At 49.6% G+C, this 26,150-nt stretch carries 27 protein-coding genes and 1 riboswitch; of the genes, 14 read left to right on the forward strand and 13 right to left on the reverse strand.

Translation table 11 applies throughout. From position 1 onward, the window contains the following. Positions 1 to 4: 4 nt before the first annotated feature. Genes FEK43_RS01270 through FEK43_RS01280 form a run of 3 tightly spaced genes read right to left on the reverse strand, consistent with a single transcriptional unit; the run spans position 5 to position 2,840 of the window. A complete protein-coding gene (locus FEK43_RS01270) occupies positions 5 to 1,042 on the reverse strand; it encodes an iron ABC transporter permease (RefSeq protein WP_135407940.1) in 1,038 nt (345 codons plus the stop codon). A gap of 8 nt (positions 1,043 to 1,050) precedes the next feature. Then, on the reverse strand, positions 1,051 to 2,034 hold the full coding sequence (locus tag FEK43_RS01275) for an iron ABC transporter permease (protein ID WP_135407885.1): 984 nt from the start codon (positions 2,032 to 2,034) through the stop codon (positions 1,051 to 1,053). After that, on the reverse strand, positions 2,031 to 2,840 hold the full coding sequence (locus FEK43_RS01280; RefSeq protein ID WP_135407887.1) for an ABC transporter ATP-binding protein: 810 nt from the start codon (positions 2,838 to 2,840) through the stop codon (positions 2,031 to 2,033). The genes FEK43_RS01275 and FEK43_RS01280 overlap by 4 nt, the downstream gene beginning before the upstream one ends. 373 nt (positions 2,841 to 3,213) lie before the next feature. Here FEK43_RS01280 and FEK43_RS01285 point away from each other — a divergent pair, with 373 nt between their 5' ends. Then, positions 3,214 to 5,355: a TonB-dependent siderophore receptor gene (locus FEK43_RS01285; RefSeq protein WP_135407889.1), complete on the forward strand. Its 2,142-nt coding sequence runs from the start codon at positions 3,214 to 3,216 to the stop codon at positions 5,353 to 5,355. A 63-nt stretch (positions 5,356 to 5,418) separates the two neighbouring features. On the opposite strand, the gene parE is transcribed toward FEK43_RS01285, so the two are convergent. Genes parE through nudF form a run of 5 tightly spaced genes read right to left on the reverse strand, consistent with a single transcriptional unit; the run spans position 5,419 to position 9,825 of the window. Continuing rightward, positions 5,419 to 7,311, reverse strand: a complete 1,893-nt coding sequence (gene parE, locus FEK43_RS01290; protein WP_130210353.1) for a DNA topoisomerase IV subunit B — start codon at positions 7,309 to 7,311, stop codon at positions 5,419 to 5,421. Between the two features lie 28 nt (positions 7,312 to 7,339). Next, entirely contained in the window at positions 7,340 to 7,921 is a 582-nt protein-coding gene (gene yqiA / locus FEK43_RS01295; RefSeq protein ID WP_000105733.1) for an esterase YqiA, read from the reverse strand. Further along, the gene (cpdA, locus tag FEK43_RS01300; RefSeq protein WP_130218206.1) at positions 7,921 to 8,748 is read right to left on the reverse strand and encodes a 3',5'-cyclic-AMP phosphodiesterase; all 828 of its coding nucleotides are present in this window, start codon (positions 8,746 to 8,748) and stop codon (positions 7,921 to 7,923) included. Before cpdA ends, yqiA begins: the two co-directional genes overlap by 1 nt. Before the next feature lie 24 nt (positions 8,749 to 8,772). Next, the gene (locus tag FEK43_RS01305; protein ID WP_000833390.1) at positions 8,773 to 9,195 is read right to left on the reverse strand and encodes a DUF1249 family protein; all 423 of its coding nucleotides are present in this window, start codon (positions 9,193 to 9,195) and stop codon (positions 8,773 to 8,775) included. Then, positions 9,196 to 9,825 (reverse strand): ADP-ribose diphosphatase, encoded by a 630-nt coding sequence (gene nudF / locus FEK43_RS01310; RefSeq protein WP_021564655.1) that lies wholly within the window; start codon positions 9,823 to 9,825, stop codon positions 9,196 to 9,198. 204 nt (positions 9,826 to 10,029) lie between these two features. Here nudF and tolC point away from each other — a divergent pair, with 204 nt between their 5' ends. The 6 genes from tolC to dsbI all read left to right on the forward strand — a co-directional run bounded on the left by tolC (position 10,030) and on the right by dsbI (position 17,147). Beyond that, positions 10,030 to 11,511 (forward strand): outer membrane channel protein TolC, encoded by a 1,482-nt coding sequence (gene tolC / locus FEK43_RS01315; RefSeq protein WP_130210361.1) that lies wholly within the window; start codon positions 10,030 to 10,032, stop codon positions 11,509 to 11,511. A 147-nt stretch (positions 11,512 to 11,658) separates the two neighbouring features. Next, entirely contained in the window at positions 11,659 to 12,330 is a 672-nt protein-coding gene (locus tag FEK43_RS01320) for a DUF1190 family protein (RefSeq protein WP_000831534.1), read from the forward strand. Between the two features lie 5 nt (positions 12,331 to 12,335). Continuing rightward, positions 12,336 to 13,496 (forward strand): glutathionylspermidine synthase family protein, encoded by a 1,161-nt coding sequence (locus tag FEK43_RS01325; RefSeq protein WP_130210363.1) that lies wholly within the window; start codon positions 12,336 to 12,338, stop codon positions 13,494 to 13,496. A gap of 482 nt (positions 13,497 to 13,978) precedes the next feature. After that, positions 13,979 to 15,775 carry an aryl-sulfate sulfotransferase gene (locus tag FEK43_RS01330; protein ID WP_135407891.1) on the forward strand — a complete coding sequence of 599 codons (1,797 nt, stop codon included), beginning with the start codon at positions 13,979 to 13,981 and terminating at the stop codon, positions 15,773 to 15,775. Positions 15,776 to 15,792: 17 nt separating this feature from the next. Beyond that, positions 15,793 to 16,461, forward strand: a complete 669-nt coding sequence (locus tag FEK43_RS01335; protein WP_000040018.1) for a thiol:disulfide interchange protein DsbA/DsbL — start codon at positions 15,793 to 15,795, stop codon at positions 16,459 to 16,461. A gap of 14 nt (positions 16,462 to 16,475) precedes the next feature. Further along, positions 16,476 to 17,147, forward strand: coding sequence for a protein-disulfide oxidoreductase DsbI (gene dsbI / locus FEK43_RS01340; RefSeq protein WP_130218214.1), 672 nt, complete (start codon positions 16,476 to 16,478; stop codon positions 17,145 to 17,147). 47 nt (positions 17,148 to 17,194) lie between these two features. Here the strand turns inward: dsbI and ygiD are convergent, their stop codons facing one another. Beyond that, entirely contained in the window at positions 17,195 to 17,983 is a 789-nt protein-coding gene (gene ygiD / locus FEK43_RS01345; RefSeq protein WP_167850490.1) for a 4,5-DOPA dioxygenase extradiol, read from the reverse strand. A gap of 142 nt (positions 17,984 to 18,125) precedes the next feature. Here ygiD and zupT point away from each other — a divergent pair, with 142 nt between their 5' ends. Further along, positions 18,126 to 18,899, forward strand: coding sequence for a zinc transporter ZupT (gene zupT, locus FEK43_RS01350; RefSeq protein WP_130260130.1), 774 nt, complete (start codon positions 18,126 to 18,128; stop codon positions 18,897 to 18,899). Positions 18,900 to 18,954: 55 nt separating this feature from the next. Here the strand turns inward: zupT and yqiD are convergent, their stop codons facing one another. Together yqiD and ribB are read right to left on the reverse strand one after the other, a co-directional pair. After that, positions 18,955 to 19,125 carry a protein YqiD gene (gene yqiD, locus FEK43_RS22800; protein WP_165382779.1) on the reverse strand — a complete coding sequence of 57 codons (171 nt, stop codon included), beginning with the start codon at positions 19,123 to 19,125 and terminating at the stop codon, positions 18,955 to 18,957. Positions 19,126 to 19,387: 262 nt separating this feature from the next. Further along, the gene (ribB, locus tag FEK43_RS01355) at positions 19,388 to 20,041 is read right to left on the reverse strand and encodes a 3,4-dihydroxy-2-butanone-4-phosphate synthase (protein ID WP_113305203.1); all 654 of its coding nucleotides are present in this window, start codon (positions 20,039 to 20,041) and stop codon (positions 19,388 to 19,390) included. A gap of 103 nt (positions 20,042 to 20,144) precedes the next feature. Next, positions 20,145 to 20,293: riboswitch (FMN riboswitch) on the reverse strand. Between the two features lie 121 nt (positions 20,294 to 20,414). Between ribB and ubiK the strand changes: the two genes are divergently transcribed. Further along, a complete protein-coding gene (gene ubiK, locus FEK43_RS01360; protein ID WP_064529620.1) occupies positions 20,415 to 20,714 on the forward strand; it encodes a ubiquinone biosynthesis accessory factor UbiK in 300 nt (99 codons plus the stop codon). Positions 20,715 to 20,748: 34 nt separating this feature from the next. On the opposite strand, the gene glgS is transcribed toward ubiK, so the two are convergent. Further along, a complete protein-coding gene (gene glgS / locus FEK43_RS01365; protein WP_130210460.1) occupies positions 20,749 to 20,949 on the reverse strand; it encodes a cell surface composition regulator GlgS in 201 nt (66 codons plus the stop codon). A 266-nt stretch (positions 20,950 to 21,215) separates the two neighbouring features. On the opposite strand from glgS, the gene FEK43_RS01370 reads away from it, so the two are divergent. The 5 genes from FEK43_RS01370 (at position 21,216) to ibsE (ending at position 24,583) form a co-directional block, all read left to right on the forward strand. Next, complete coding sequence (locus FEK43_RS01370) at positions 21,216 to 21,845, forward strand: OB-fold-containig protein (RefSeq protein ID WP_130210458.1); 630 nt, start codon at positions 21,216 to 21,218, stop codon at positions 21,843 to 21,845. A gap of 26 nt (positions 21,846 to 21,871) precedes the next feature. Then, positions 21,872 to 23,533: a flotillin family protein gene (locus FEK43_RS01375; RefSeq protein ID WP_135407893.1), complete on the forward strand. Its 1,662-nt coding sequence runs from the start codon at positions 21,872 to 21,874 to the stop codon at positions 23,531 to 23,533. A 238-nt stretch (positions 23,534 to 23,771) separates the two neighbouring features. Beyond that, entirely contained in the window at positions 23,772 to 23,831 is a 60-nt protein-coding gene (locus tag FEK43_RS01380; RefSeq protein WP_001387081.1) for a type I toxin-antitoxin system Ibs family toxin, read from the forward strand. 316 nt (positions 23,832 to 24,147) lie between these two features. Continuing rightward, positions 24,148 to 24,207, forward strand: a complete 60-nt coding sequence (locus tag FEK43_RS01385; RefSeq protein WP_104917541.1) for a type I toxin-antitoxin system Ibs family toxin — start codon at positions 24,148 to 24,150, stop codon at positions 24,205 to 24,207. Between the two features lie 316 nt (positions 24,208 to 24,523). Next, positions 24,524 to 24,583, forward strand: a complete 60-nt coding sequence (ibsE, locus tag FEK43_RS01390; protein ID WP_001387082.1) for a type I toxin-antitoxin system Ibs family toxin — start codon at positions 24,524 to 24,526, stop codon at positions 24,581 to 24,583. 119 nt (positions 24,584 to 24,702) lie between these two features. On the opposite strand, the gene hldE is transcribed toward ibsE, so the two are convergent. Then, positions 24,703 to 26,136, reverse strand: coding sequence for a bifunctional D-glycero-beta-D-manno-heptose-7-phosphate kinase/D-glycero-beta-D-manno-heptose 1-phosphate adenylyltransferase HldE (hldE, locus tag FEK43_RS01395; protein WP_130210454.1), 1,434 nt, complete (start codon positions 26,134 to 26,136; stop codon positions 24,703 to 24,705). Positions 26,137 to 26,150 lie beyond the last annotated feature (14 nt).

The raw sequence follows: 26,150 nt of genomic DNA on the forward strand, positions 1-26,150 counted from the left end.
CCCGTTAAAAACTGTTCCTGCGCTGCCAGAGCAGTAGCAAAAAGAATGGTCCACCAATCAATGAAATAATGATTCCGGCAGGCAGTTGCAAAGGCAAAAAAGCCAAACGACCAATGCTATCCGCCAGGATGACTAACAACGCCCCCGATACGGCGCTCCCCAGCAGTAATGTCGTCTGCCCGCCACGTAGAATAAAACGTGATGTATGGGGTGCTATCAATCCGACAAAACCGATGTTACCAACACACGAAACGCAGACGGCTGTCAGGATTATTGGTGCGGCTACACGTAACAACGCCAGACGAGAACTATTCACCCCTAACCCAGTTGCAACCTGATGACCAAGCAGAGCGATATCCGCCGTCCTGGCGGTGAACAGCAATAAAAGAGCGGCTGGCAACATCCAACAGGCTGAAATACCGACTAACATCCAGTTAGCTGCATGCAGGCTTCCCGATAACCACATCAATGCAGTTTGTACATCTCGAACATCTGCAGTGGTCATAAATACACCGATACCGGCGGCGAAAAACCAGGAAACACCAATGCCAATCAGAACAAATCGCGGGCGGGAAATATCGCGCGCACAAAAAATCACGATTAAAGCCACCAACAAGCCACCAGCAAGACCAGCCACTGGACGCCAGAACATTCCCAGCATGGGAAACTGGAAAATCAGCCACAGCACCGCCACGCTACATCCTTCTTTGACGCCGATTAAACCGGGATCGGCAAGGCCGTTACGCGCAATGGATTGCATTGCGGCCCCCGCCATACCTAACATGGCCCCGCATAGCAATGCCATGATGACTCTCGGTAAGCGAATATCCTGCACAATATAACGTGCGTCTGTGCTTACGTTTTCTGTAGCAAACAACGCTCGCCCTACTTCCGATGCCGGGACGGAGAAAGAGCCATGCATCAGACCGAATATCAGTATTCCAACTGCAAACAGAAACAGCCCACCAAGCAACACCAGATTTTTAGGGCGTACCAGCGTCGAAAACTTACCAACACGTAGTGGGCGTAGCCCGACGTTCATTATCCGACTCATTTGAACATCCTCGTCGCCATAATGACAAAAACGGGCGCACCAACTAACGCCGTCATGACACCGGTCGCTAACTCATGGGGCGTGAAAAGCGTCCGGGCAATAATATCTGCCAGTAATAGCAGTAAGGCACCGACACAGGCTGAAAGAGGGAGCAGAACGCGCAGATCCGCTGATACCAGACGCCGGACAATCTGCGGTACCAACAGGCCGACAAAACCAATGGGGCCAGCAATCGATACGGCTGCGCCACAGAGCAACGCGATCGCAAGCAGGGTGAATGTTCGCGTGCGTAGTACCGAGACGCCCAGACCTTGCGCCATGCGATCGCCCAGAGCCAGCATATTAAGAGAGGGCGCGAGGTAAAGGGCTAATACAAATCCCCCCAGAGAAAACCAGCCGGACGTACCCAACGTCGCCCAATCCTGCCCCGCTAAATCACCCGCTAACCATGTCCGCATTGCCAGCAGCGTTTGCTCGTCAAGAATCAGGATTGCCGCCGTTATTGAGGACACGAACGCCGATAGCGCCACGCCGCATAAAGTAACTTTCATTGGCGTTAACCCTGAACGCCCTGCGGAGGAAAGCAGCAATATCAACAGGAACAATAACGCGCCTCCCGCAGATGCCAGCAGTGGACGTCCAACAGGAAAGGCCAGTCCAAGCGCGCTGGCGGCAACGACAGCGAGGGCGGCTCCGGCATTTAAGCCTAAAATATGTGGCTCTCCCAATGGGTTACGAATGACAGCCTGCAACAAAGCACCAGCAACACCAAGAGAAGCACCGGTGAGCAATGCTGCAGCTAAACGCGGCAAACGCAGTCTTACAATTACGTTGTGATCGAAGTTTTGCGGTTCAAAATGAAGAAATGCCTGCAACACCGTTTGTGGTGCAATAAATCGGGCACCAATCCCTGGATATACCACGCATCCCACCAACAGTAAGGCGAGGAAAAAAACAGTAACCAGCCCCGTGCGCATCATACTTTTTCTACACCACGAAACGGCATGAAGAACGGTTTCCCCGTCAGAGGATTTATTGATGCGTGAACATCAACGTCAAAAACCGCTTTTACCAACTCAGGCGTGCAATGTTCCCCCTCATTTAACACACGCACCACTTTCCCCTGGCGTAAAAATATCAACGTATCACCATAATTCACGGCAAAATTCAGATCATGCAACACCACGACGACAGTACGCCCGTGATGACGCGTTAAATCATGTAATAACTCAAGAATTTCAACCTGATAACGTAAATCAAGCCAGGTTGTGGGTTCATCCAGCAGGATATAAGGCGTCTTTTGCGCCAACACCATCGCAATCCAGCAACGCTGGCGCTGCCCACCAGAGAGTTTTTCAACAGGTAAATGTGCAAACTCCTGCGTACCGGTTAATTTCAGAGCCTCTTCTACCGCCAGCTCATCGGCGTCGCTCCATTGACGTATGAAATTTTGCCAGGGAAAACGCCCACGCGACACCAGTTCATAAACGGTTAAGCCCTCCGGCAATAATGGCGACTGCGGCAAGATCCCAAGTCTGCGGGATAACGTTTTCGTTGGTTGCTCGTGAATCGCTTTACCATCCAGCAATATCGCGCCGCCCATGGGTTGCAAGATACGTGCAATAGTGCTGAGCAACGTCGACTTTCCACAGCCGTTTGCCCCAACCAGAACGGTCATTTTTTCTGTGGGAACGGAGAAAGAAACACCATCAACAATGATTTTCTTGTGATACCCGGCAGAAACATTGTCGAGGATCAGCCCCTGCCCTTTTGCGTTATGTGCCACGTGTACGCCAACTTAATCAAAGACAAACAAAAATAAAACTCATTCTCCTTTGAGAGTTTGACGCCACAAAATGTAGTAGTCAAGAAGTTAAAAGCCATACAAAAACAAGGTAAATAACAGGTGAAATATTTTTAAAAATAAAAATAAAATCATTAAATATTAACAGGTTAATATCAATTTAATTGCATTAACCTCTCATAAAAACACATGTAGCAATTTTTTGTTATTTCTCATTTACTACTACATCACCGCATGATTGAATGATTCTCAATTACATATCCGATGGCGAAATAACAAACGGATAGTGCTTAGTGAGCAACAAGAAACAATTTTCACTCGCGACAATCCGTGAGTTTTTGGGATAACAGACTAAATGGCTAAGTTCACACCTTCATTCTCAGGAATCAAAGGTCGGGCGCTCTTTTCACTGCTCTTTGCAGCACCGATGATTCATGCAACCGACACTGTAACGACCAAAGATGGCGAAACAATCACTGTTACAGCGGATGCAAATACCGCAACTGAGGCGACCGATGGTTATCAACCCCTGAGCACCTCCACGGCGACATTAACCGATATGCCGATGCTGGATATCCCGCAGGTGGTCAATACGGTTAGCGATCAGGTTCTGGAAAATCAGAATGCGACGACGCTGGATGAGGCGCTTTATAACGTCAGTAACGTGGTACAGACCAATACATTAGGCGGAACTCAGGACGCCTTTGTACGTCGTGGGTTTGGTGCTAACCGGGATGGCTCCATCATGACCAATGGTCTGCGAACCGTACTTCCTCGTAGCTTCAACGCTGCAACTGAACGTGTGGAAGTGCTAAAAGGTCCGGCCTCCACGCTGTATGGCATTCTCGATCCTGGCGGACTGATTAACGTCGTGACAAAGCGCCCGGAAAAAACATTCCATGGTACTGTCTCAGCCACTTCCTCCAGTTTTGGCGGAGGCACTGGGCAACTGGATATCACAGGCCCCATTGAAGGTACTCAGCTGGCATATCGCCTGACGGGGGAAGTGCAAGATGAAGATTACTGGCGGAATTTCGGTAAAGAGCGCAGCACATTTATTGCCCCATCACTCACCTGGTTTGGTGATAATGCAACAGTAACCATGCTCTATTCACATCGGGATTATAAAACGCCGTTCGATCGTGGAACGATTTTCGACCTTACGACGAAACAGCCCGTCAACGTTGATCGAAAAATACGTTTCGACGAACCGTTTAATATTACAGATGGTCAGTCCGATCTGGCGCAACTCAACGCAGAATATCATCTCAATAGCCAGTGGACAGCGCGCTTTGATTACAGCTACAGCCAAGATAAATACAGCGATAATCAGGCTCGTGTTACCGCGTATGATGCAACGACAGGAACGCTGACACGGCGTGTTGATGCAACTCAGGGATCTACCCAGCGTATGCATGCTACTCGTGCGGATCTGCAAGGGAATGTTGATATTGCTGGGTTCTATAATGAGATTCTGGGTGGGGTGTCATATGAATATTATGATCTTCTGCGCACAGATATGATTCGCTGTAAAAACGCTAAAGATTTCAATATCTACAACCCTGTTTATGGCAATACCAGCAAATGCACAACTGTCTCGGCGTCGGACAGCGATCAGACGATCAAACAGGAGAGCTACTCAGCTTATGCACAGGATGCACTCTATCTGACAGATAACTGGATTGCCGTCGCCGGGATCCGCTATCAGTATTACACGCAATATGCGGGTAAAGGCCGTCCTTTTAATGTCAATACTGACAGCCGCGATGAACAATGGACGCCCAAACTGGGGTTAGTCTACAAACTGACGCCATCGGTATCTTTATTTGCGAATTATTCGCAAACATTTATGCCGCAATCGTCAATTGCCAGCTACATCGGCGATCTTCCACCGGAATCATCTAATGCTTACGAAGTCGGGGCAAAATTCGAGCTGTTCGATGGTATAACCGCAGATATTGCGCTGTTTGATATCCATAAACGTAACGTGTTGTATACCGAAAGTATTGGTGATGAAACCATCGCCAAAACGGCAGGCCGCGTTCGTTCAAGAGGGGTAGAAGTCGACCTTGCAGGAGCATTAACAGAAAACATTAATATCATTGCCAGCTACGGCTATACCGATGCTAAGGTTCTGGAAGATCCTGATTATGCAGGAAAACCATTGCCGAATGTTCCTCGTCATACCGGTTCGCTATTCCTGACCTATGACATTCATAACATGCCTGGCAATAACACACTAACGTTTGGCGGTGGCGGACATGGCGTAAGCCGTCGTTCGGCAACCAATGGGGCTGACTATTATCTGCCAGGCTATTTTGTTGCCGATGCCTTCGCCGCATACAAAATGAAATTGCAGTATCCAGTCACTCTGCAATTAAACGTCAAAAACCTGTTTGATAAAACGTATTACACCTCTTCCATCGCCACAAATAATCTGGGTAATCAGATTGGCGATCCGCGTGAAGTACAATTCACAGTGAAAATGGAATTTTGATAAAAAAAGCCCGGTATACGCGTGTATACCGGGCTATGTTTTATTCTCCTGACGGGAAGATCATCAGACCTCAATCTCTGCCATGTCACCTTTCTCTTGCAACCAGTTACGGCGGTCTTCCGAGCGTTTCTTCGCCAGCAGCATGTCCATCATCGCGTCGGTACGCTGATCGTCTTCATCGTCGATGGTCAACTGCACCAGACGGCGAGTGTTCGGGTCGAGCGTGGTTTCACGTAGTTGCAGCGGGTTCATTTCACCCAGACCTTTAAAACGCTGGACATTTGGCTTGCCTTTCTTGCGTTTTAATTGTTCGAGCACGCCCTCTTTCTCTTCTTCCGTCAAGGCGTAATAGACCTCTTTACCAAGGTCAATGCGGTAGAGCGGTGGTAGCGCTACATATACGTGACCATGTTTCACCAGCGTACGGAAGTGTTTTACAAACAAGGCGCAGAGCAACGTGGCAATGTGCAGACCATCGGAATCAGCATCCGCCAGGATACAGATCTTGCCATAACGCAGTTGGCTAAGATCGTCGCTGTCAGGATCGATACCGATCGCTACCGAAATATCGTGTACTTCCTGTGAGGCCAGCACTTCGTCGGAAGAAACTTCCCAGGTGTTAAGGATCTTACCTTTCAGCGGCATGATCGCCTGATATTCACGATCGCGCGCCTGCTTGGCAGATCCGCCTGCAGAGTCCCCTTCCACAAGGAACAGTTCGGTACGGTTAAGATCCTGCGCGGTACAGTCTGCCAGTTTGCCAGGCAGTGCCGGGCCGCTGGTCAACTTTTTACGCACCACTTTTTTGGCCGCACGCATACGGCGCTGTGCGCTGGAAATCGCCATCTCCGCCAGCAGTTCAGCCGCCTGAACGTTCTGGTTCAGCCACAAGGTGAAGGCATCTTTCACCACGCCCGAAACGAATGCCGCACACTGACGCGAAGAGAGACGCTCTTTGGTCTGCCCGGCAAACTGCGGATCCTGCATTTTTACTGACAGCACATAAGCACAGCGATCCCAGATATCTTCCGCCGACAGCTTCACGCCGCGCGGCAGAATGTTGCGGTATTCGCAAAACTCACGCATCGCGTCCAGCAGCCCCTGACGCAGACCGTTAACGTGCGTACCGCCCTGCATCGTTGGGATCAGGTTGACGTAGCTTTCGGTCAGCAGTTCGCCACCTTCAGGAAGCCACAATAGCGCCCAGTCCACCGCTTCGGTATCGCCAGAAAAATTACCGATAAACGGTTTTTCCGGCAGCGTCGGCAGGCCGTTTACCGCTTCCGCCAGGTAATCATTCAGACCGTCCTGGTAGCACCAGCGTTGTTCGGTGTTGTTGATCTCATCTTTAAAAGTGATCTCAACGCCCGGGCACAGTACCGCTTTGGCTTTCAGCACATGTGTAAGACGGGAAACAGAGAAGCGCGGGCTGTCAAAGAAAGTTTCATCCGGCCAGAAGTGCACGCTGGTGCCTGTGTTGCGTTTACCGCAAGTACCAACAACCTGCAAATCCTGCACCTTTTCGCCATTTTCAAAGGCGATGTTATAAATCTGACCATCGCGGCGCACGTTAACTTCTACGCGCTTCGACAGGGCGTTAACCACCGAAATCCCCACGCCGTGCAGACCGCCAGAGAACTGGTAGTTTTTGTTAGAAAATTTACCGCCCGCGTGCAAACGGCAAAGAATCAGTTCTACCGCCGGAACACCTTCTTCCGGGTGAATATCCACCGGCATTCCACGGCCATCGTCAATCACTTCCAGCGACTGGTCAGCATGTAAAATAACGTCCACGCGTTTTGCGTGACCGGCCAGTGCTTCATCCACACTGTTATCAATGACTTCTTGCCCCAAATGGTTAGGGCGAGTGGTATCGGTATACATCCCCGGACGGCGGCGAACCGGCTCAAGCCCGGTGAGTACCTCAATGGCATCAGCGTTATAAGTTTGCGTCATGGTTTAAGTTAGTAATTCGAGTTGATCGTCAGAGATGGTGCAGACCAAGAAAATCGACGATCGGGTTGAAATAATCTTCGAAGCCCGTAAATGCGTGGTTGCCGCCTTCTATAACAGTCTGGCGGCAGGAAGCGTAGTACGCCACCGCCTGGCGGTAATCCAGCACTTCATCTCCCGTCTGTTGCAGCAGCCAGATCAAATCCGGCGCTTCCAGCGGGTCAATCTGCATGACTTTAAGATCGTAAATATGGCGAGACTCTAGCACATATTGCTGCCCGGTGTAGGGGTTCTCGTTCTGACCGAGATAGTCAGTAAGCAGTTCAAACGGGCGCACCGCCGGGTTTACCACCACTGCGGGCAGCATAAAACATTGCGACAACCAGGTGGCGTAATATCCCCCCAGTGACGAACCGACAATACCCAGCGAATCGCCGCCATGTTCCAGGACAATGGATTCCAGCAGTTCTGCCGCATCGGAAGGATACGGCGGTAACTGCGGAATAATCATCTCAACGTCAGGGTGATGTTCCGCCAGCCAGTTTTTCAACAAGCTCGCTTTCGCAGAACGCGGCGAACTATTGAAACCGTGTAAATAAAGAAGCGTCGACATCAGTAACCTTCTGAAGCGGTATCTGGTTGGAAACGGGAGTCTGCCAGGCGGTGTACTTCTGTGGTCAGCGTACCATCGGCATGGAGTTCCAGCGTACGCCAACCGGGCGCGATAGTGTCCAGCGTGAAGTTGGAACAGTGCGGCTTAAACTGCACGCAGGTCGATGGCGTTGCCAGCAGGCGACGACCATTCCAGTCTAGATCCAGTTCCTGATGGATATGGCCGCATAACAGATATTTGACGTGCGGAAACTTCACCAGCACGTTATCCAGTTCACCCGCGTTACGCAGACTGTGTTGGTCAAGCCAGCTACAGCCCGCAGGCAACGGATGATGATGCAGCAAAAGCAAGGTATGGCGCTCTGGCGCATCAGCCAGTTTACGTTCCAGCCACTCGAGTTGAAACTCGCTTAGCTCACCGTGCGGTACGCCAAACACCTGGCTGTCCAGCAACAGGATTTGCCACTGTTCACCGATAAACACGCGTTTCGCTGAAGATATACCCGCGTCCTGTAGCGCGCTGTACATCGCAGGCTGGAAATCATGGTTGCCCGGCAGCCAGACGCAGGGCGCACGAAAACTTGCGATGCCTTCAGCGAAGTGCTGGTAGGCCGCAGCCGTTTGATCCTGCGCTAAATCACCTGTCGCGACAATCAGGTCGAATTCGTGCTGGTGTGGGCGAATCGCCTCCAGCACCGCCTGGTAACTTTCCCAGGTGTTCACCCCTAACAGGGCTTCGTGCTTTTGCGCAAACAGGTGAGTATCGGTAATTTGTAAAATCCTGACTCTGGACTCACCAGCCAGAGGAAGGGTTAACAGGCTTTCCAAATGGTGTCCTTAGGTTTCACGACGCTAATAAACCGGAATCGCCATCGCTCCATGTGCTAAACAGTATCGCAACCAGTCCGCTAAAAACTGATTAATTTGATGCTTTTCGTCGCGTTGATGCAACTTTTTATTAGGATAATCATACCGCGCTTTGAAGCGAAAAATCTGCTGACTTGAACACACTTCAGCCACCATCGCGTCATGATACAGACGCACAGTCATCGACGGAAGGCTCCAGTAACTGATCGCTGGCGCAATCTGTTCAATAGTCACCAGGGTAGTGTATCGGGTCGATTCCACAATCGTTAGCCGATATTGTGCGTTTGCCACCTGATAGCTTACAGTTTCACCGGGTGCGTCATTGCGCGGTAACAAACGGCGCAATTGTGAAAAGTTCATCTCGCACAGGCGCATCATTTCAGGAAAGTCAGGTGTGTAACGCTTCATTTATGCCCACTCATTTTTTAACGCTTGATGATGCAGTTGCAGCCATTGCAAAGCGATGACCGACGCTGCGTTGTCGATTTTCCCCTCTTCTACCCATTGGTATGCCTGTTCCCGACTTACCACATGAACGCGAATATCTTCGTTTTCATCAGCCAGACCGTGAATGCCGCTTGCGGTCGTGGCGTCCACTTCGCCCACCATAATTGACGAACGCTCGCTGGTGCCGCCCGGGCTTGCCAGGAAACTTAACACCGGTTTGGTCCGTTTCACTTTTAGTCCCGCCTCTTCAATCGCTTCGCGACGGGCAACATCTTCCACACTCTCACCTTCTTCAATCATCCCGGCAACCATTTCCAGTAACCAGGGTGTTTCGCTGGTGTCATATGCGGCAATTCGTATCTGCTCAATCAGTACAACTTCATCGCGCACTGGGTCAAAGGGTAGCAAGACTGCGGCGTGACCGCGTTCAAAAATTTCCCGTCGGACCTCATGACTCATTTGCCCGTTGAATAAACGATGACGAAATCTATAAAGATCTAATGAAAAAAAGCCGCGATAAAGTGTTTCTCGTGCAATAATTTCTACATCGTTTTTGCCAAATGTAACGGGCAGGTTGTCTGGCTTAAGCATGGCTAATGTCCTGGCACTAATAGTGAATAAAATGTGAATTTCAGCGACGTTTGACTGCCGTTTGAGCAGTCATGTGTTAAATTGAGGCACATTAACGCCCTATGGCACGTAACGCCAACCTTTTGCGGTAGCGGCTTCTGCTAGAATCCGCAATAATTTTACAGTTTGATCGCGCTAAATACTGCTTCACCACAAGGAATGCAAATGAAGAAATTGCTCCCCATTCTTATCGGCCTGAGCCTTTCTGGGTTCAGTTCGTTGAGCCAGGCCGAGAACCTGATGCAAGTTTATCAGCAAGCACGCCTTAGTAACCCGGAATTGCGTAAGTCTGCCGCCGATCGTGATGCTGCCTTTGAAAAAATTAATGAAGCTCGCAGTCCATTACTGCCACAGCTAGGTTTAGGTGCAGATTACACCTACAGCAACGGCTACCGCGACGCGAACGGCATCAACTCTAACGCAACCAGTGCGTCCCTGCAGTTGACCCAGTCCATTTTCGATATGTCGAAATGGCGCGCACTGACCTTGCAGGAAAAAGCTGCCGGTATTCAGGACGTCACTTACCAGACCGATCAACAAACTTTGATCCTCAACACCGCGACCGCTTATTTCAACGTGTTGAATGCCATTGACGTGCTTTCTTATACTCAGGCACAAAAAGAGGCAATCTACCGTCAGTTAGATCAAACCACCCAACGCTTTAACGTGGGCCTGGTGGCGATCACCGACGTGCAGAACGCCCGCGCACAGTACGATACCGTGCTGGCGAACGAAGTGACCGCACGTAACAACCTCGACAACGCCGTTGAGCAGCTGCGTCAGATCACCGGTAACTACTATCCGGAACTGGCGGCGCTGAATGTCGAAAACTTCAAGACCGACAAGCCACAGCCGGTTAACGCGCTGCTGAAAGAAGCCGAAAAACGCAACCTGTCGCTGTTACAGGCACGTTTGAGCCAGGATCTAGCGCGCGAGCAAATTCGCCAGGCGCAGGACGGTCACTTACCGACTCTGGATTTGACGGCCTCTACCGGAATTTCTGACACCTCTTACAGCGGTTCAAAAACCCGTGGTGCGACAGGTACCCAATATGACGACAGCAATATGGGTCAGAACAAAGTGGGCCTAAGCTTCTCGCTGCCGATTTATCAGGGCGGAATGGTTAACTCGCAGGTGAAACAGGCACAGTACAACTTTGTCGGTGCCAGCGAGCAACTGGAAAGCGCCCATCGTAGCGTCGTGCAGACCGTGCGTTCCTCCTTCAACAACATTAATGCATCTATTAGTAGCATTAACGCCTACAAACAAGCCGTGGTTTCCGCCCAAAGCTCTTTAGACGCGATGGAAGCGGGCTACTCGGTCGGTACGCGTACCATTGTTGACGTGTTGGATGCGACCACTACGCTGTACAACGCCAAGCAAGAACTGGCGAATGCGCGTTATAACTACCTGATTAACCAGCTGAATATTAAATCAGCTCTGGGTACGCTGAACGAGCAGGATCTGCTGGCACTGAACAATGCGCTGAGCAAACCGGTTTCCACTAACCCGGAAAACGTCGCGCCGCAAACGCCAGAACAGAATGCTATTGCTGATGGTTATGCACCTGATAGCCCGGCTCCAGCCGTTCAGCAAGCATCCGCACGCACTAACACCAGTAACGGTCATAACCCTTTCCGTAACTGACGACGACGACGGGGCTTCGGCCCCGTCTGAACGTAAGGCAACGTAAAGATACGGGTTATCTGCCGCATTCTTCCCCCTTCTCGCTTCAATTTCGACCAGCCATCCTCTATTCTGATGGGTATTTACCACTGGTCCTGGAAGACAAAAATGAAACGGACAAAATCCATACGCCACGCATCGTTCCGCAAAAACTGGAGCGCACGCCACCTGACACCTGTCGCTCTCGCTGTTGCTACTGTTTTTATGCTGGCAGGCTGTGAAAAGAGTGATGAAACAGTGTCTCTCTATCAAAATGCTGACGACTGTTCAGCTGCAAACCCAGGCAAAAGCGCCGAATGTACCACCGCGTACAACAATGCGCTGAAAGAAGCAGAACGTACTGCGCCGAAATACGCCACTCGTGAAGACTGTATTGCCGAATTTGGTGAAGGTCAGTGCCAGCAGGCACCAGCCCAGGCTGGCATGGCACCTGAAAACCAGGCGCAGGCCCAGCAATCCAGCGGGAGTTTCTGGATGCCGCTGATGGCCGGCTACATGATGGGACGTCTGATGGGCGGCGGCGCGGGATTTGCACAGCAGCCGCTGTTCTCCTCGAAAAACCCAGCCAGCCCGGCTTATGGTAAATATACCGACGCGACGGGTAAAAACTATGGCGCAGCCCAGCCAGGCCGCACCATGACCGTACCGAAGACGGCAATGGCACCAAAACCGGCGACCACCACTACCGTTACCCGTGGCGGTTTTGGTGAATCTGTTGCCAAACAAAGCACTATGCAGCGTAGCGCAACCGGCACCTCTTCTCGTTCAATGGGTGGCTGATACCGATGGAAAGAGTCAGTATTACCGAGCGCCCAGACTGGCGTGAAAAAGCCCACGAATACGGTTTCAATTTTCACACCATGTACGGCGAGCCGTACTGGTGTGAAGATGCTTACTACAAGTTGACCCTCGCCCAGGTTGAAAAGCTGGAAGACGTCACCGCCGAACTGCACCAGATGTGCCTGAAAGTGGTGGAAAAAGTGATCTCCAGCGATGAGCTGATGACCAAATTCCGCATTCCAAAGCACACGTGGAGTTTTGTGCGTCAGTCATGGTTGACGCACCAGCCGTCGCTTTATTCACGCCTTGATCTGGCGTGGGATGGCACTGGCGAACCTAAACTTCTGGAAAATAACGCTGATACGCCCACGTCACTGTATGAAGCAGCATTCTTTCAGTGGATCTGGTTGGAAGATCAGCTTAACGCGGGCAACCTGCCGGAAGGCAGCGACCAGTTTAACAGTCTGCAAGAAAAGCTGATCGATCGCTTTGTCGAGCTGCGTGAACAGTATGGCTTCCAGTTGCTGCATCTCACCTGCTGTCGTGACACGGTGGAAGATCGTGGCACCATCCAGTATTTGCAGGACTGCGCGACGGAAGCTGAAATCGCTACCGAGTTCCTGTACATCGACGATATTGGTTTAGGCGAAAAAGGTCAGTTCACGGATTTGCAGGATCAGGTGATTGCTAACCTGTTCAAGCTTTATCCATGGGAATTTATGCTGCGCGAGATGTTCTCCACCAAGCTGGAAGATGCTGGCGTACGCTGGCTGGAACCGGCGTGGAAGAGCATTATCTCCAACAAAGCACTTCTGCCGCTACTATGGGAGATGTTCCCGAATCATCCGAACCTGTTGCCCGCTTATTTTGCTGAAGATGATTATCCAGAAATGGAAAAATATGTGGTTAAGCCAATCTTCTCGCGTGAAGGCGCAAACGTGTCGATTATCGAGAATGGCAAAACCATTGAAGCAGCAGAAGGTCCGTATGGCGAAGAAGGCATGATTGTTCAGCAATTCCATCCGTTACCAAAATTTGGCGACAGTTATATGCTGATTGGTAGCTGGCTGGTGAACGATCAACCCGCCGGAATTGGCATTCGTGAAGACCGTGCGTTGATCACCCAGGATATGTCTCGGTTTTATCCACATATTTTTGTTGAATAACACTGCTTAATATTGCCCCGATAATCGGGGCAACTTTTCATAATCCATCATTTATAATCTTCATCAATATATAAATCCATACATCTCCAACTTTTATTTAACATTAATAACCAATTTAATGTTAAATCGTCATATGTAAGTGGTATTGCAATTAAAGTAAGTAAATAAATCACCGCACAACACATTGATATATATTAAATATTTTATATTTACCTCTTCATATTTTAATTTAATAATTAAAAAACAATGTCGCAGAGATCACACTACGCAATATTGAACATTGTTATTGATATATCGCCACCCTACTATCCATTAAAAATAAATAGTTGTTTCAACAAATAACAACATATTCAAAAGCAGCAAAACATTCTCATGTTTTATTAGAGTTACATTATTCATTCACAAAACAAATTTATTAGTACCATCTCAACAGTCGATATTCATCATTATTATATATTTGCGTTATATAAGGAGATATATCCATGTTTGATAAATATAGAAAAACACTAGTAGCCGGAACAGTAGCATTAGCCCTGGGGTTGTCTGCAACTAGCGTAATGGCGGCGGGTTTTAAACCTGCACCACCTGCCGGGCAACTCGGTGCAATCATTGTCGATCCCTACGGCAATGCACCACTGACCGCTCTGGTTGACTTAGATAGCCACGTCATTTCTGACGTCAAAGTTACCGTCCACGGGAAGGGCGAAAAAGGCGTTGAAATCAGCTATTCCGTGGGCCAGGAGTCACTAAAAACTTACGATGGAGTACCGATTTTTGGTCTTTATCAGAAATTTGCCAACAAAGTGACCGTTGAGTGGAAAGAAAACGGCAAGGCCATGAAAGATGATTACGTAGTGCAAACTTCAGCCATCGTCAACAATTACATGGATAATCGTTCCATCTCTGATCTACAGCAGACCAAAGTCGTTAAAGTCGCACCTGGTTTTGAAGATCGCCTCTATCTGGTTAATACCCACACCTTTACTGCACAAGGTTCCGATCTCCACTGGCACGGTGAGAAAGATAAAAATGCAGGGATCCTCGATGCAGGTCCGGCCACCGGCGCACTGCCCTTTGATATCGCGCCCTTTACTTTCATTGTCGATACCGAGGGTGAATACCGCTGGTGGCTGGATCAAGACACCTTCTACGATGGCCGTGACCGTAATATCAACAAACGTGGTTATCTGATGGGTATCCGCGAAACACCACGCGGCACCTTTACCGCAGTACAAGGCCAGCACTGGTACGAGTTCGACATGATGGGTCAGGTGCTGGAAGATCATAAACTGCCGCGCGGATTCGCTGACGCCACTCATGAATCCATTGAGACGCCTAATGGTACGGTACTGTTGCGCGTAGGTAAAAGTAACTACCGTCGCGATGACGGCGTACACGTCACCACCATTCGTGACCATATCCTCGAAGTCGATAAATCTGGTCGCGTTGTCGATGTATGGGATCTGACGAAGATCCTCGATCCGAAACGTGATGCTCTGCTCGGTGCACTGGATGCAGGCGCAGTTTGCGTCAACGTTGACCTTGCTCACGCCGGACAGCAGGCAAAACTGGAGCCAGATACACCGTTTGGCGACGCGCTGGGTGTAGGACCAGGTCGTAACTGGGCGCACGTCAACTCCATCGCCTATGACGCGAAAGATGACTCAATTATCCTCTCTTCTCGTCACCAGGGCGTTGTGAAAATTGGTCGTGATAAACAAGTGAAATGGATCCTTGCCCCCTCGAAAGGCTGGGAAAAACCATTGGCCAGCAAATTGCTGAAACCCGTTGATGCTAACGGTAAGCCGATCACCTGTAACGAAAATGGCCTGTGTGAAAACTCAGACTTCGACTTTACCTATACCCAGCATACCGCATGGATCTCCAGCAAAGGTACACTCACTATCTTTGATAACGGCGACGGTCGCCATCTGGAACAACCTGCCTTACCAACCATGAAATATTCCCGTTTTGTGGAATATAAGATTGATGAGAAGAAAGGTACCGTTCAGCAAGTTTGGGAATACGGTAAAGAACGTGGTTACGATTTCTATAGCCCAATCACCTCCATTATCGAATACCAGGCTGACCGTGACACCATGTTCGGCTTCGGCGGCTCCATTCATCTGTTTGACGTCGGTCAGCCGACCGTCGGCAAGTTGAACGAGATCGACTACAAAACCAAAGAAGTGAAAGTGGAAATCGACGTGATGTCTGATAAACCCAACCAGACTCACTACCGTGCGCTGTTAGTCCGTCCAAAACAGATGTTTAAATAATCAAGAAGGGAATAAAAATGTCGAAATTAGGGATCTCATCACTGTTTAAAAGCGTACTGCTTACTGCGGCTCTGGCGGTTTCATTTACTGCTTCTGCATTTACCGAAGGCACGGATTATATGGTACTGGAAAAACCGATTCCGAATGCCGACAAAACGCTGATTAAGGTATTCAGCTACGCCTGCCCGTTCTGTTACAAGTACGACAAAGCGGTTACCGGTCCGGTATCGGAAAAAGTGAAAGATGTCGTTGCTTTCACGCCGTTCCATCTGGAAACCAAAGGCGAATACGGTAAACAGGCGAGCGAAGTCTTTGCTGTCTTGATCAATAAAGATAAAGCAGCAGGTATTTCCTTATTTGATGCTAACTCTCAGTTTAAGAAAGCCAAGTTTGCCTACTACGCGGCTTATCACGACAAAAAAGAACGCTGGTCTGACGGTAAAGATCCCGCTGCCTTTATCAAAACGGGTCTGGATGCTGCTGGTATGAGCCAGGCGGATTTTGAAGCTGCACTGAAAGAGCCAGCGGTACAAGAAACACTGGAAAAATGGAAAGCCTCTTATGAAGTCGCCAAAATCCAGGGGGTTCCGGCTTACGTCGTTAATGGTAAGTACTTGATCTACACCAAGAGCATCAAATCCATCGACGCGATGGCAGACCTTATCCGTGAGTTAGCAAGCAAATAACAGGGAAACAGGCTATGGGTATTAAGGGAATGTGGAAAGACCTTCGCACATCACCAGTCGACACACTGGTCAGATGGCAGGAGCAACGCTTTTTGTGGTTGTTAATGGCCGTTGCGATGGGCGCGTTAATTATCCTGGCGCACTCTTTCTTCCAGATCTATCTCTACATGGCCCCCTGTGAGCAATGTGTATACATTCGCTATGCCATGTTTGTGATGGTTATTGGAGGATTGGTTGCGGCGATCAACCCGAAGAACATCATCCTTAAGCTGATTGGCTGCGTGATGGCATTTTACGGCAGCATCATGGGGCTGAAGTTTTCATTCAAACTGAACGATATCCACCATGCGGTGCATAACCCGGATCCCGATTCACTGTTTGGCGTTCAGGGTTGCTCTACCGATCCAACTTTCCCATTTAACCTGCCGCTGGCACAGTGGGCACCAAACTGGTTCAAACCTACCGGGGATTGCGGCTATGATGCGCCAATCGTTCCCGATGGCGTCACACTGAGCAGTATGCAGCAGTGGTTTGTGGCGATGTATCAGCAATCTGAAGGCTGGTATCTGCTACCACCGTGGCACTTTATGAACATGGCTCAGGCCTGTATGTTGGCTTTTGGTCTTTGCTTATTGCTGCTATTAGTGATGAGCGGCGCATGGGGACTCAAGCTGCTGAGAAAGTAAGGTAATGCAAACCGAAGCCAGAAATTGGCTTCGGTTTTCTTCATCTATTAACCTACCTGCACCGACAACATACTTAAACTGCCCATTTCTATACCATCGACCGGAATGGTAATTGGCTCCTGCCCATCCCATGCACCTAAAACATACAATAGCGGCAGGTAATGCTCCGGTGTTGGATTCGATAACGCGCCACCTTCATGGTCGAGATAATTCACCAGAGGATGCTGCTCCACCGGTCCTTGCCACGTCAGATTCGCTTTCACATACTCATTAAACGACGTCGCCCACGGATAGGGGGAACTATCGCCATGCCATTTCACCGTGCGCAGGTTATGCACCACGTTACCGCTGGCGACCAACATTATTCCTTCATCTCGCAGTGCTGCCAGTTTACGCCCCATCTCAAAGTGCCAGGTGGCGGGTTTGGTACTGTCGATACTCAACTGCACCATCGGGATATCCGCTTGCGGATACATCTTAATTAGTACGCCCCACGAGCCGTGGTCAAAGCCCCAGGCTTCTTTATCCAGTGTGACAGGCACTGGCGCTAACAGCTCAACCAATCGCTTAGCCAAAGCCGGTGAGCCAGGAGCCGGATAATGGGTGTCGTACAGCGCCTGCGGAAAGCCGCCAAAGTCATGAATCGTTGGCGGCGTCTCCATCGCAGTCACTCCTGTACCACGGGTAAACCAGTGAGCCGAAACCACGACAATCGCTTGCGGGCGTGGCAATGTCATCCCCAACTTCTGCCAGCTGCGGGTATACAAATTATCTTCCAGCACGTTCATCGGACTACCGTGACCTAAAAACAATGCTGGCATACGTGTTGAAGACATGATGATATCCTTAACTAAAGGTGTCATTTTGATATCCTCACAATACGCTTGTTCGGCGGAGTAAGAACCCGGATAACGATGATGATGATCATCAGTTATTTTGACGATCTGCCTGAAGGTGAAGATTTATAAGGAGTTGTCGATGTCAGTACCTCTCATTCTGACCATACTGGCGGGGGCAGCCACGTTTATTGGCGCGTTTCTCGGCGTTCTCGGGCAAAAACCCTCGAACCGACTGCTGGCATTTTCGCTAGGGTTTGCGGCGGGGATCATGTTGCTTATCTCATTGATGGAGATGCTCCCTGCCGCATTAGCCGCCGAAGGAATGTCCCCCGTTCTGGGCTACGGGATGTTTATTTTTGGTCTGCTGGGCTATTTTGGTCTGGACCGCATGTTGCCGCATGCGCATCCGCAGGATTTAATGCAAAAATCGGTGCAACCGTTGCCCAAATCGCTCAAGCGCACTGCTATTCTGCTCACTCTTGGAATCAGTCTGCATAACTTCCCGGAAGGGATTGCCACCTTTGTTACGGCAAGCAGTAACCTGGAGCTGGGCTTGGGCATCGCGCTGGCCGTGGCTTTGCACAATATTCCTGAAGGTCTGGCGGTTGCGGGGCCGGTTTACGCGGCAACGGGGTCGAAACGCACCGCAATTCTGTGGGCGGGGATTTCTGGGCTGGCGGAAATTCTCGGCGGTGTTCTGGCGTGGTTAATCCTTGGTAGCATGATTTCCCCGGTGGTCATGGCGGCAATCATGGCGGCGGTCGCAGGAATCATGGTGGCGCTCTCCGTGGACGAATTAATGCCGTTAGCCAAAGAGATTGATCCCAATAATAATCCCAGCTATGGCGTGCTGTGTGGGATGTCAGTAATGGGATTTAGTTTAGTGCTGTTACAAACGGCGGGAATTGGTTGAAAACAACTTCAGATGTTGTCCAGCATGGACAACATCTGCAGGCATCGCAGAAGCACTACTCCAGCTTTTCTGCTGTCTCTTCTCTCGCACTGTTTAAGTATTTGTTTCTCGCTTCAAGCAGTGCGTCTCTGTCCTGGCGAAACGCCCGGCAATAACGTTTCAAATGCAGGAAATACCCCACCACAACCAGCGCAATCAATACAATCCAGTACCAGGAGATAAACATCCTTTTACCCTTAATATTTAACAATACCAAACATTTAGCGCATAAATTTCACATATCCATTTTCGGATATATTTATATGGTCGCATAATATCGGAACATTTATATGATTTTGATCATAATGAAAAAGGTTGTCTGATATTAGTGAAATTTACTCATAGATAAAGCGGTGAAATTTACATTCAGCAGGGTAAGGGCAAAATAAAACCGAAGCCTTCAACAGCTTCGGTTTCTTTGATTATCGCACCAGTTTTAGCAGTTATTTTCAGCTAGCTTTGCGCTCATGCGCCTGACGGTATGCAACCAGATCCTCAATAGTGACCAGCGCCATATTGTGTTTGTTGGCAAACTCGATGCACTCTGGCGCGCGGGCCATGGTGCCATCGTCATTAGTCAGTTCACACAGCACACCTGCAGGTTTAAAGCCTGCCAGCGTCATCAGATCAATAGTCGCTTCGGTATGACCGCCACGAGTCAGTACACCACCCGCCTGTGCGCGCAATGGGAAAACGTGGCCAGGGCGATTCAAGTCTGAAGGTTTAGCACCATCAGCAATCGCAGCGCGAACAGTCGTGATACGGTCAGCGGCAGAAACACCGGTAGTCACACCTTCAGCAGCTTCAATGGTCACGGTAAAACCAGTGCCATAGGCGCTGGTATTATTTTCGACCATCATTGGCAGATCGAGTTGTTTACGGCGTTCTTCGGTTATGCACAAGCAAACAATACCGCTACCGTGGCGAATGGTCAGAGCCATCTGCTCAACGGTCATGGTTTCTGCCGGGAAGATCATATCGCCTTCGTTTTCACGGTCTTCATCATCAAGCACCATCACACCGCGTCCTTCACGCAGCGCAGCCAGTGCATTTTCAACACGTTCGAAAGGCGTACCAAAAGAGGAAAGTAGCGTCTGATTCATGGTAAAAAAACCTCACTAAAATTATGGTTACCAGAATCAGGGCAGTCTTAGGAGTGGCGGCATATAGCCAAAATAACGTGAGCGGGTCCATGCCCGACAGAATCGTTACTCTCTCCCATCCGGACTCTAACCGTCGGCCCCGGAATTACACCGGATCTGCTGTCCTTTGAGTTTGCACCCAAAGCGCTCGCGGGCTTTCAACTGAGTTGATTTACCGCCGGTGGGGAATTTCGCCCCGCCCTGAGAATAAGCGGATTCACTATAACGCTAATGATTAACGGCAGCAACGCATAGGTTCACATAATTCTGGTTTATGACTTACCCTTATCGCACTACAATGGCACCAAACACCTATCAGTACAGGGAAACTACAATGATTGACCCGAAAAAAATTGAGCAAATTGCTCGCCAGGTTCACGAATCAATGCCTAAAGGAATCAGGGAGTTCGGGGAAGATGTGGAGAAAAAAATCCGCCAAACCCTACAAGCACAGCTGACTCGCCTCGATTTGGTAAGCCGCGAAGAATTTGATGTGCAGACGCAGGTCCTGTTACGGACTCGTGAGAAACTGGCGTTACTGGAGCAGCGCATCAGTGAACTGGAAGCTCGTAGTAATCCGGCAGCAGAAGTTCAATCTCCTCCCGCCATCCCGCCAGTTGATAAAGCAGAATAAAGCACCACAAAAACGGGCCTGACGGCCCGTAATCTCAATGTTCTAGTTCCAGTTCTCTTGACTGTGTCATTTGCTGGCAATACCAGGCATAACGAGCGCAAAACCAGGTTCTGTGTTCTTCATCCATATTACCAGTGACGGCCAGAATATCGACCGGTCGACCTTCAGCATTCATTCTGGCAAAACTACGCGCCAGGAAATCGAAATTATTTAAAGAATTAAGACCATGATCCATAAGCACATCCTCCGGTTATCGCATACCTTTTAAGGCCATATGCTTTTTCTGATTTCAGTATTCCTTAATCAGTGTAGTGCCTTTAAACATAACGTGCGTAAATATATTGTTTTGGATCACACTTTTTATTGAAAATAATTACAACGTTAAAAGACTTTCCCTTTTAAAATTTCACTAACGCATGTTATTATTAGCAAAGATAAATGTAAGAAAGGAAATCATACCATAGTAAACAATGCGTCACTGAATGGACGATGGAGTGACTGATGATTTTATTTGCCGACTATAACACACCTTATCTTTTCGCTATTTCCTTTGTACTTTTGATCGGCCTGTTAGAAATTATTGCTATTGTCTGCGGTCACATGCTCTCCGGTGCTCTTGATGCACATCTTGATCATTACGATTCCATAACCACAGGTAATATTAGTCAGGCACTTCATTATCTTAATATTGGAAGGCTACCAGCCCTCGTCATCCTCTGCCTGTTGGCTGGTTTTTTTGGCCTTATCGGCATCGTTCTACAGCATGCCTGCGTGACGGTCTGGAAAGCTCCACTCTCAAACCTGTTGGTGGTTCCTGTTTGTTTACTGCTCACTGTTATTACAGTGCATTATATCGGCAAGGCGATCGCCCCCTGGATTCCTCGCGATCATAGTTCTGCTATTACAGAAGAAGAATATATTGGCTGCATGGCATTAATTACCGGTCATCAGGCAATATCAGGCAGACCCTGTGAAGGAAAACTTACCGATCAATTTGGTCAAATACACTATTTATTACTGGAACCTGAAGAAGGAAAAAACTTCACCAAAGGTGACAAGGTATTGATTATTTGCCGACTTTCTGCAACACGATATTTAGCAGAAAAAAATCCCTGGCCAAATATATTGTAAATATTTAAACAAAAGGAAATTTAATAATGGATGATATTGTTAACTTAGTACCGTCATGGATGTTTATGGCGATTGTTGCCGTATGTGTTCTGTTTATTATCGGTATTATTTTCGCGCGACTTTATCGTCGGGCATCTGCCGAGCAGGCATTTGTTCGTACCGGGTTAGGCGGGCAAAAAGTGGTAATGAGCGGCGGCGCAATCGTAATGCCGATCTTCCACGAAATCATTCCTATCAATATGAATACGCTTAAGCTGGAAGTCAGCCGTTCTACTATTGATAGCCTGATTACGAAAGATCGTATGCGTGTTGATGTTGTAGTGGCTTTCTTTGTACGGGTAAAACCGTCAGTAGAAGGCATCGCCACTGCGGCCCAGACGTTGGGGCAACGCACGCTATCACCAGAAGATTTACGTATGCTGGTCGAGGATAAATTCGTCGATGCCCTACGCGCCACCGCTGCGCAAATGACCATGCATGAGTTACAGGATACCCGCGAGAACTTCGTGCAGGGTGTACAAAATACCGTGGCAGAAGACTTGTCGAAAAACGGACTGGAACTGGAAAGTGTTTCACTCACCAACTTTAATCAGACTTCGAAAGAGCATTTTAACCCGAACAACGCTTTTGACGCCGAAGGTTTGACCAAACTAACCCAGGAGACGGAACACCGTCGTCGCGAGCGTAACGAAGTTGAACAGGATGTAGAAGTTGCGGTGCGTGAGAAAAATCGAGACGCTCTTTCGCGGAAGCTGGAGATTGAACAGCAAGAAGCGTTTATGACGCTTGAGCAGGAGCAGCAGGTTAAAACCCGTACCGCTGAGCAGAATGCGAAAATTGCGGCTTTTGAAGCTGAACGTCGTCGTGAAGCAGAGCAGACGCGAATTCTGGCTGAACGACAGATTCAGGAAACGGAAATCGACCGCGAACAGGCCGTCCGCTCAAGAAAGGTTGAGGCTGAACGTGAAGTTCGCATTAAAGAGATCGAACAGCAGCAGGTTACCGAAATCGCCAACCAGACGAAATCGATCGCTATTGCGGCAAAATCAGAACAACAATCACAGGCAGAAGCGCGTGCCAACCTCGCACTTGCAGAAGCGGTAAGTGCGCAACAAAACGTAGAAACCACTCGCCAGACAGCCGAAGCCGATCGTGCCAAGCAGGTGGCGCTGATTGCCGCAGCGCAAGACGCAGAAACCAAAGCGGTCGAACTGACCGTCCGAGCAAAAGCAGAGAAAGAAGCCGCAGAGATGCAGGCGGCAGCGATCGTTGAGTTAGCCGAAGCTACGCGTAAAAAAGGTCTGGCGGAAGCAGAAGCGCAACGTGCGCTGAACGATGCAATCAACGTGCTTTCTGACGAGCAAACCAGCCTAAAATTCAAACTGGCGCTATTACAGTCGTTACCTGCGGTAATAGAGAAATCCGTTGAACCGATGAAGTCTATCGACGGCATCAAGATTATTCAGGTCGATGGATTGAACCGTGGTGGCGCTGCGGGGGATGCGGCATCAGGCAGCGTTGGTGGCGGAAATCTGGCGGAACAGGCATTGTCTGCCGCCCTTTCTTACCGCACACAGGCACCGCTGATTGACTCCTTGCTCAATGAAATTGGCGTTTCAGGCGGCTCGCTGGCGGCATTGACTTCACCCTTAACCTCAGCAACTCCCGTCGCAGAAAACGTAGAATAAATTTTCATCTATGAACATCCCTGGCCCAAAAAGCCGGGGATTTTTTATACCTGCGTTCCACTAAAAAGTGCAAATGATCAGTTTGTTACAGCGTTTTACGTGACCGCTCGGGGAAGAGAAAACTGTATCAGGGAAAGCGTTGCGCGGGGTCCGGCGCTAATCAACAATCGGGGAGTCAGTAAGGGGCTGAAACGGGAAAGCCCCTCCCGAGGAAGGGGCCTTACAGAAGGAAAGGGTTATGATGAAGCTTGTCATCATACTGATTGTGTTGTTACTCGTAAGTTTCGCAGCTTATTAACAGCCAATCAGAGGGGGGAGAAATCCTCCCTCACCCTTGTTCCTTTACTCTAGGTTGAAAAAACAACAGCGTCAAGAAGGTTTCATTAACACACATCCCTGGCCAAAAAAGCCGGGGATTTTTTATATCTGCATTCCGCTAAAAAGTGCAAATGATCAGGTTGTTACAGCGTTTTGCGAGTCGACTCGGGGAAGAGAAATCTGTATCAGGGAAAGCGTTGCGCGGGGTCAGGCGCTAATCAACAATCGGGGAGTCAGCAAGGGGCTGAAACGGGAAAGCCCCTCCCGAGGAAGGGGCCTTACAGAAGGAAAGGGTTATGATGAAGCTCGTCATCATACTGATTGTGTTGTTACTGATAAGTTTCCACGCTTACTAACAGCCAATCAGAGGGGGGAGAAATCCTCCCTCACCCTTGTTCCTTTACTTTAGGTTGAAAAAAAATCAGCGTCAAGAAGGTTTCATTAACGCATATCCCTGGCCCAAAAAGCCGGGGATTTTTTATATCTGCATTCCGCTAAAAAATGCAAATGTTCAGGCTGTTGCAGCGTTTTGCGAGTCGACTCGGGGAAGAGAAAACTGCATCAGGGAAAGCGTTGCGCGGGGTCAGGCGCTAATCAACAATCGGGAAGTCAGTAAGGGGCTGAAACGGGAAAGCCCCTCCCGAAGAAGGGGCCTTATAGAAGGAAAGGGTTATGATGAAGTTCGTCATCATACTGGTTGTGTTGTTACTGCTAAGCTTCCCAACTTACTAACAACTGATCAGAGGGGGGAGAAATCCTCCCTTACCCTTGTTCCTTTACTTTAGGTTGAAAAAACAACAGCGTCAATAGGTCTACCTGGCACGAAGCGAGATCTGTGAACCGCTTTCCGGTTAACCTTTTTTATCCTGTTGGATCTTCTTGATAATGTTAGTGGTCGAGCAACCGTCTTCAAAGTTGAGCACCAGCACTTCGCCGCCGTTGGCCCAGACTTCTTTACTCCCGGCAATCTCTTCTGGTTTATAGTCGCCTCCTTTTACCAGCAGATCTGGCAGGATCCCGGCGATCAGGCGCTGCGGCGTGTCCTCTTCAAACGACACCACCCAGTCGACCGCTTCCAGTGCGCCCAGCACAATCATACGCTGTTCGAGCGGGTTAACCGGGCGAGAATCCCCTTTCAGGCGTTTGGTGGAGGCATCGCTGTTCACGGCGACAATCAAGCGGTCACCCAGCTTGCGGGCATTTGCCAGATAAGAGACATGCCCGGCGTGGAGAATGTCGAAGACGCCATTGGTCATCACCACTTTTTCACCGCGTTTACGTGCCGCCGCTACGGCCAGCTTCAGTTCCTCTTCGGTCATCACGCCAAAACCAGTGTCTGCACGTCCACGTACTGCGTTTTCCAGCTCGATCGGCGAAACCGTGGATGTCCCCAGTTTGCCGACCACCACACCAGCCGCCGCATTGGCAAAGAAGCAGGCTTCTTCCAGCGAATTACCAGCCGCCAGCGTTGCCGCAAGCACGCCAATCACTGTGTCGCCTGCACCGGTAACGTCATAGACTTCTTGCGCCTGAGTTGGCATATGCAGCGGCTCTTTACCCGGTTGCAGCAACGTCATCCCCTGCTCGGAACGGGTTACCAGCAGCGCAGAGAGTTCGTAGTCGGCAATCAGTTTCATGCCGCGTTCAACAATCTCTTCTTCGGTTTTACATTTACCAACAACAGCTTCAAATTCCGAGAGATTAGGCGTTAAAAGCGTAGCGCCGCGGTAGCGTTCAAAATCGGTGCCTTTTGGATCAATCAACACCGGAACGCCCGCTTTACGCGCCAGTTGGATCATCTGCTGTACGCTTGCCAACGCACCTTTCGCATAATCAGAAAGCACCAGCGCGCCAATCGTACCGAGAGCCTGATTAATCCGCTCATGCAGCGGCTGCGGATCAACACCTTCGAAACCTTCTTCGAAATCCAGGCGGATCAACTGTTGGTTACGAGAAAGCACCCGCAGTTTGGTGATGGTCGGATGCGTCGGCACAGAAACGAAGTCGCATTTTACGTTCACGTCCGCCAGCGATTTACTGAGCGCGCGCGCCGCATCATCAATACCTGTCAGCCCCACCAGGCGTGCGTTTGCACCGAGAGAAGCGATGTTCATCGCCACGTTGGCCGCGCCGCCCGGACGTTCTTCGATGGTATTCACTTTAACCACGGGTACTGGCGCTTCCGGCGAGATACGGCTGGTGGGACCGTACCAGTAACGATCCAGCATTACATCACCAACCACCATCACTCCTGCACGTTCAAACTCTGGCAGCGTTACTTTCATTCCTGTCTCCTGAG

It is taken from the genome of Escherichia sp. E2562 (assembly GCF_005781075.1).
GTDB lineage: Bacteria > Pseudomonadota > Gammaproteobacteria > Enterobacterales > Enterobacteriaceae > Escherichia.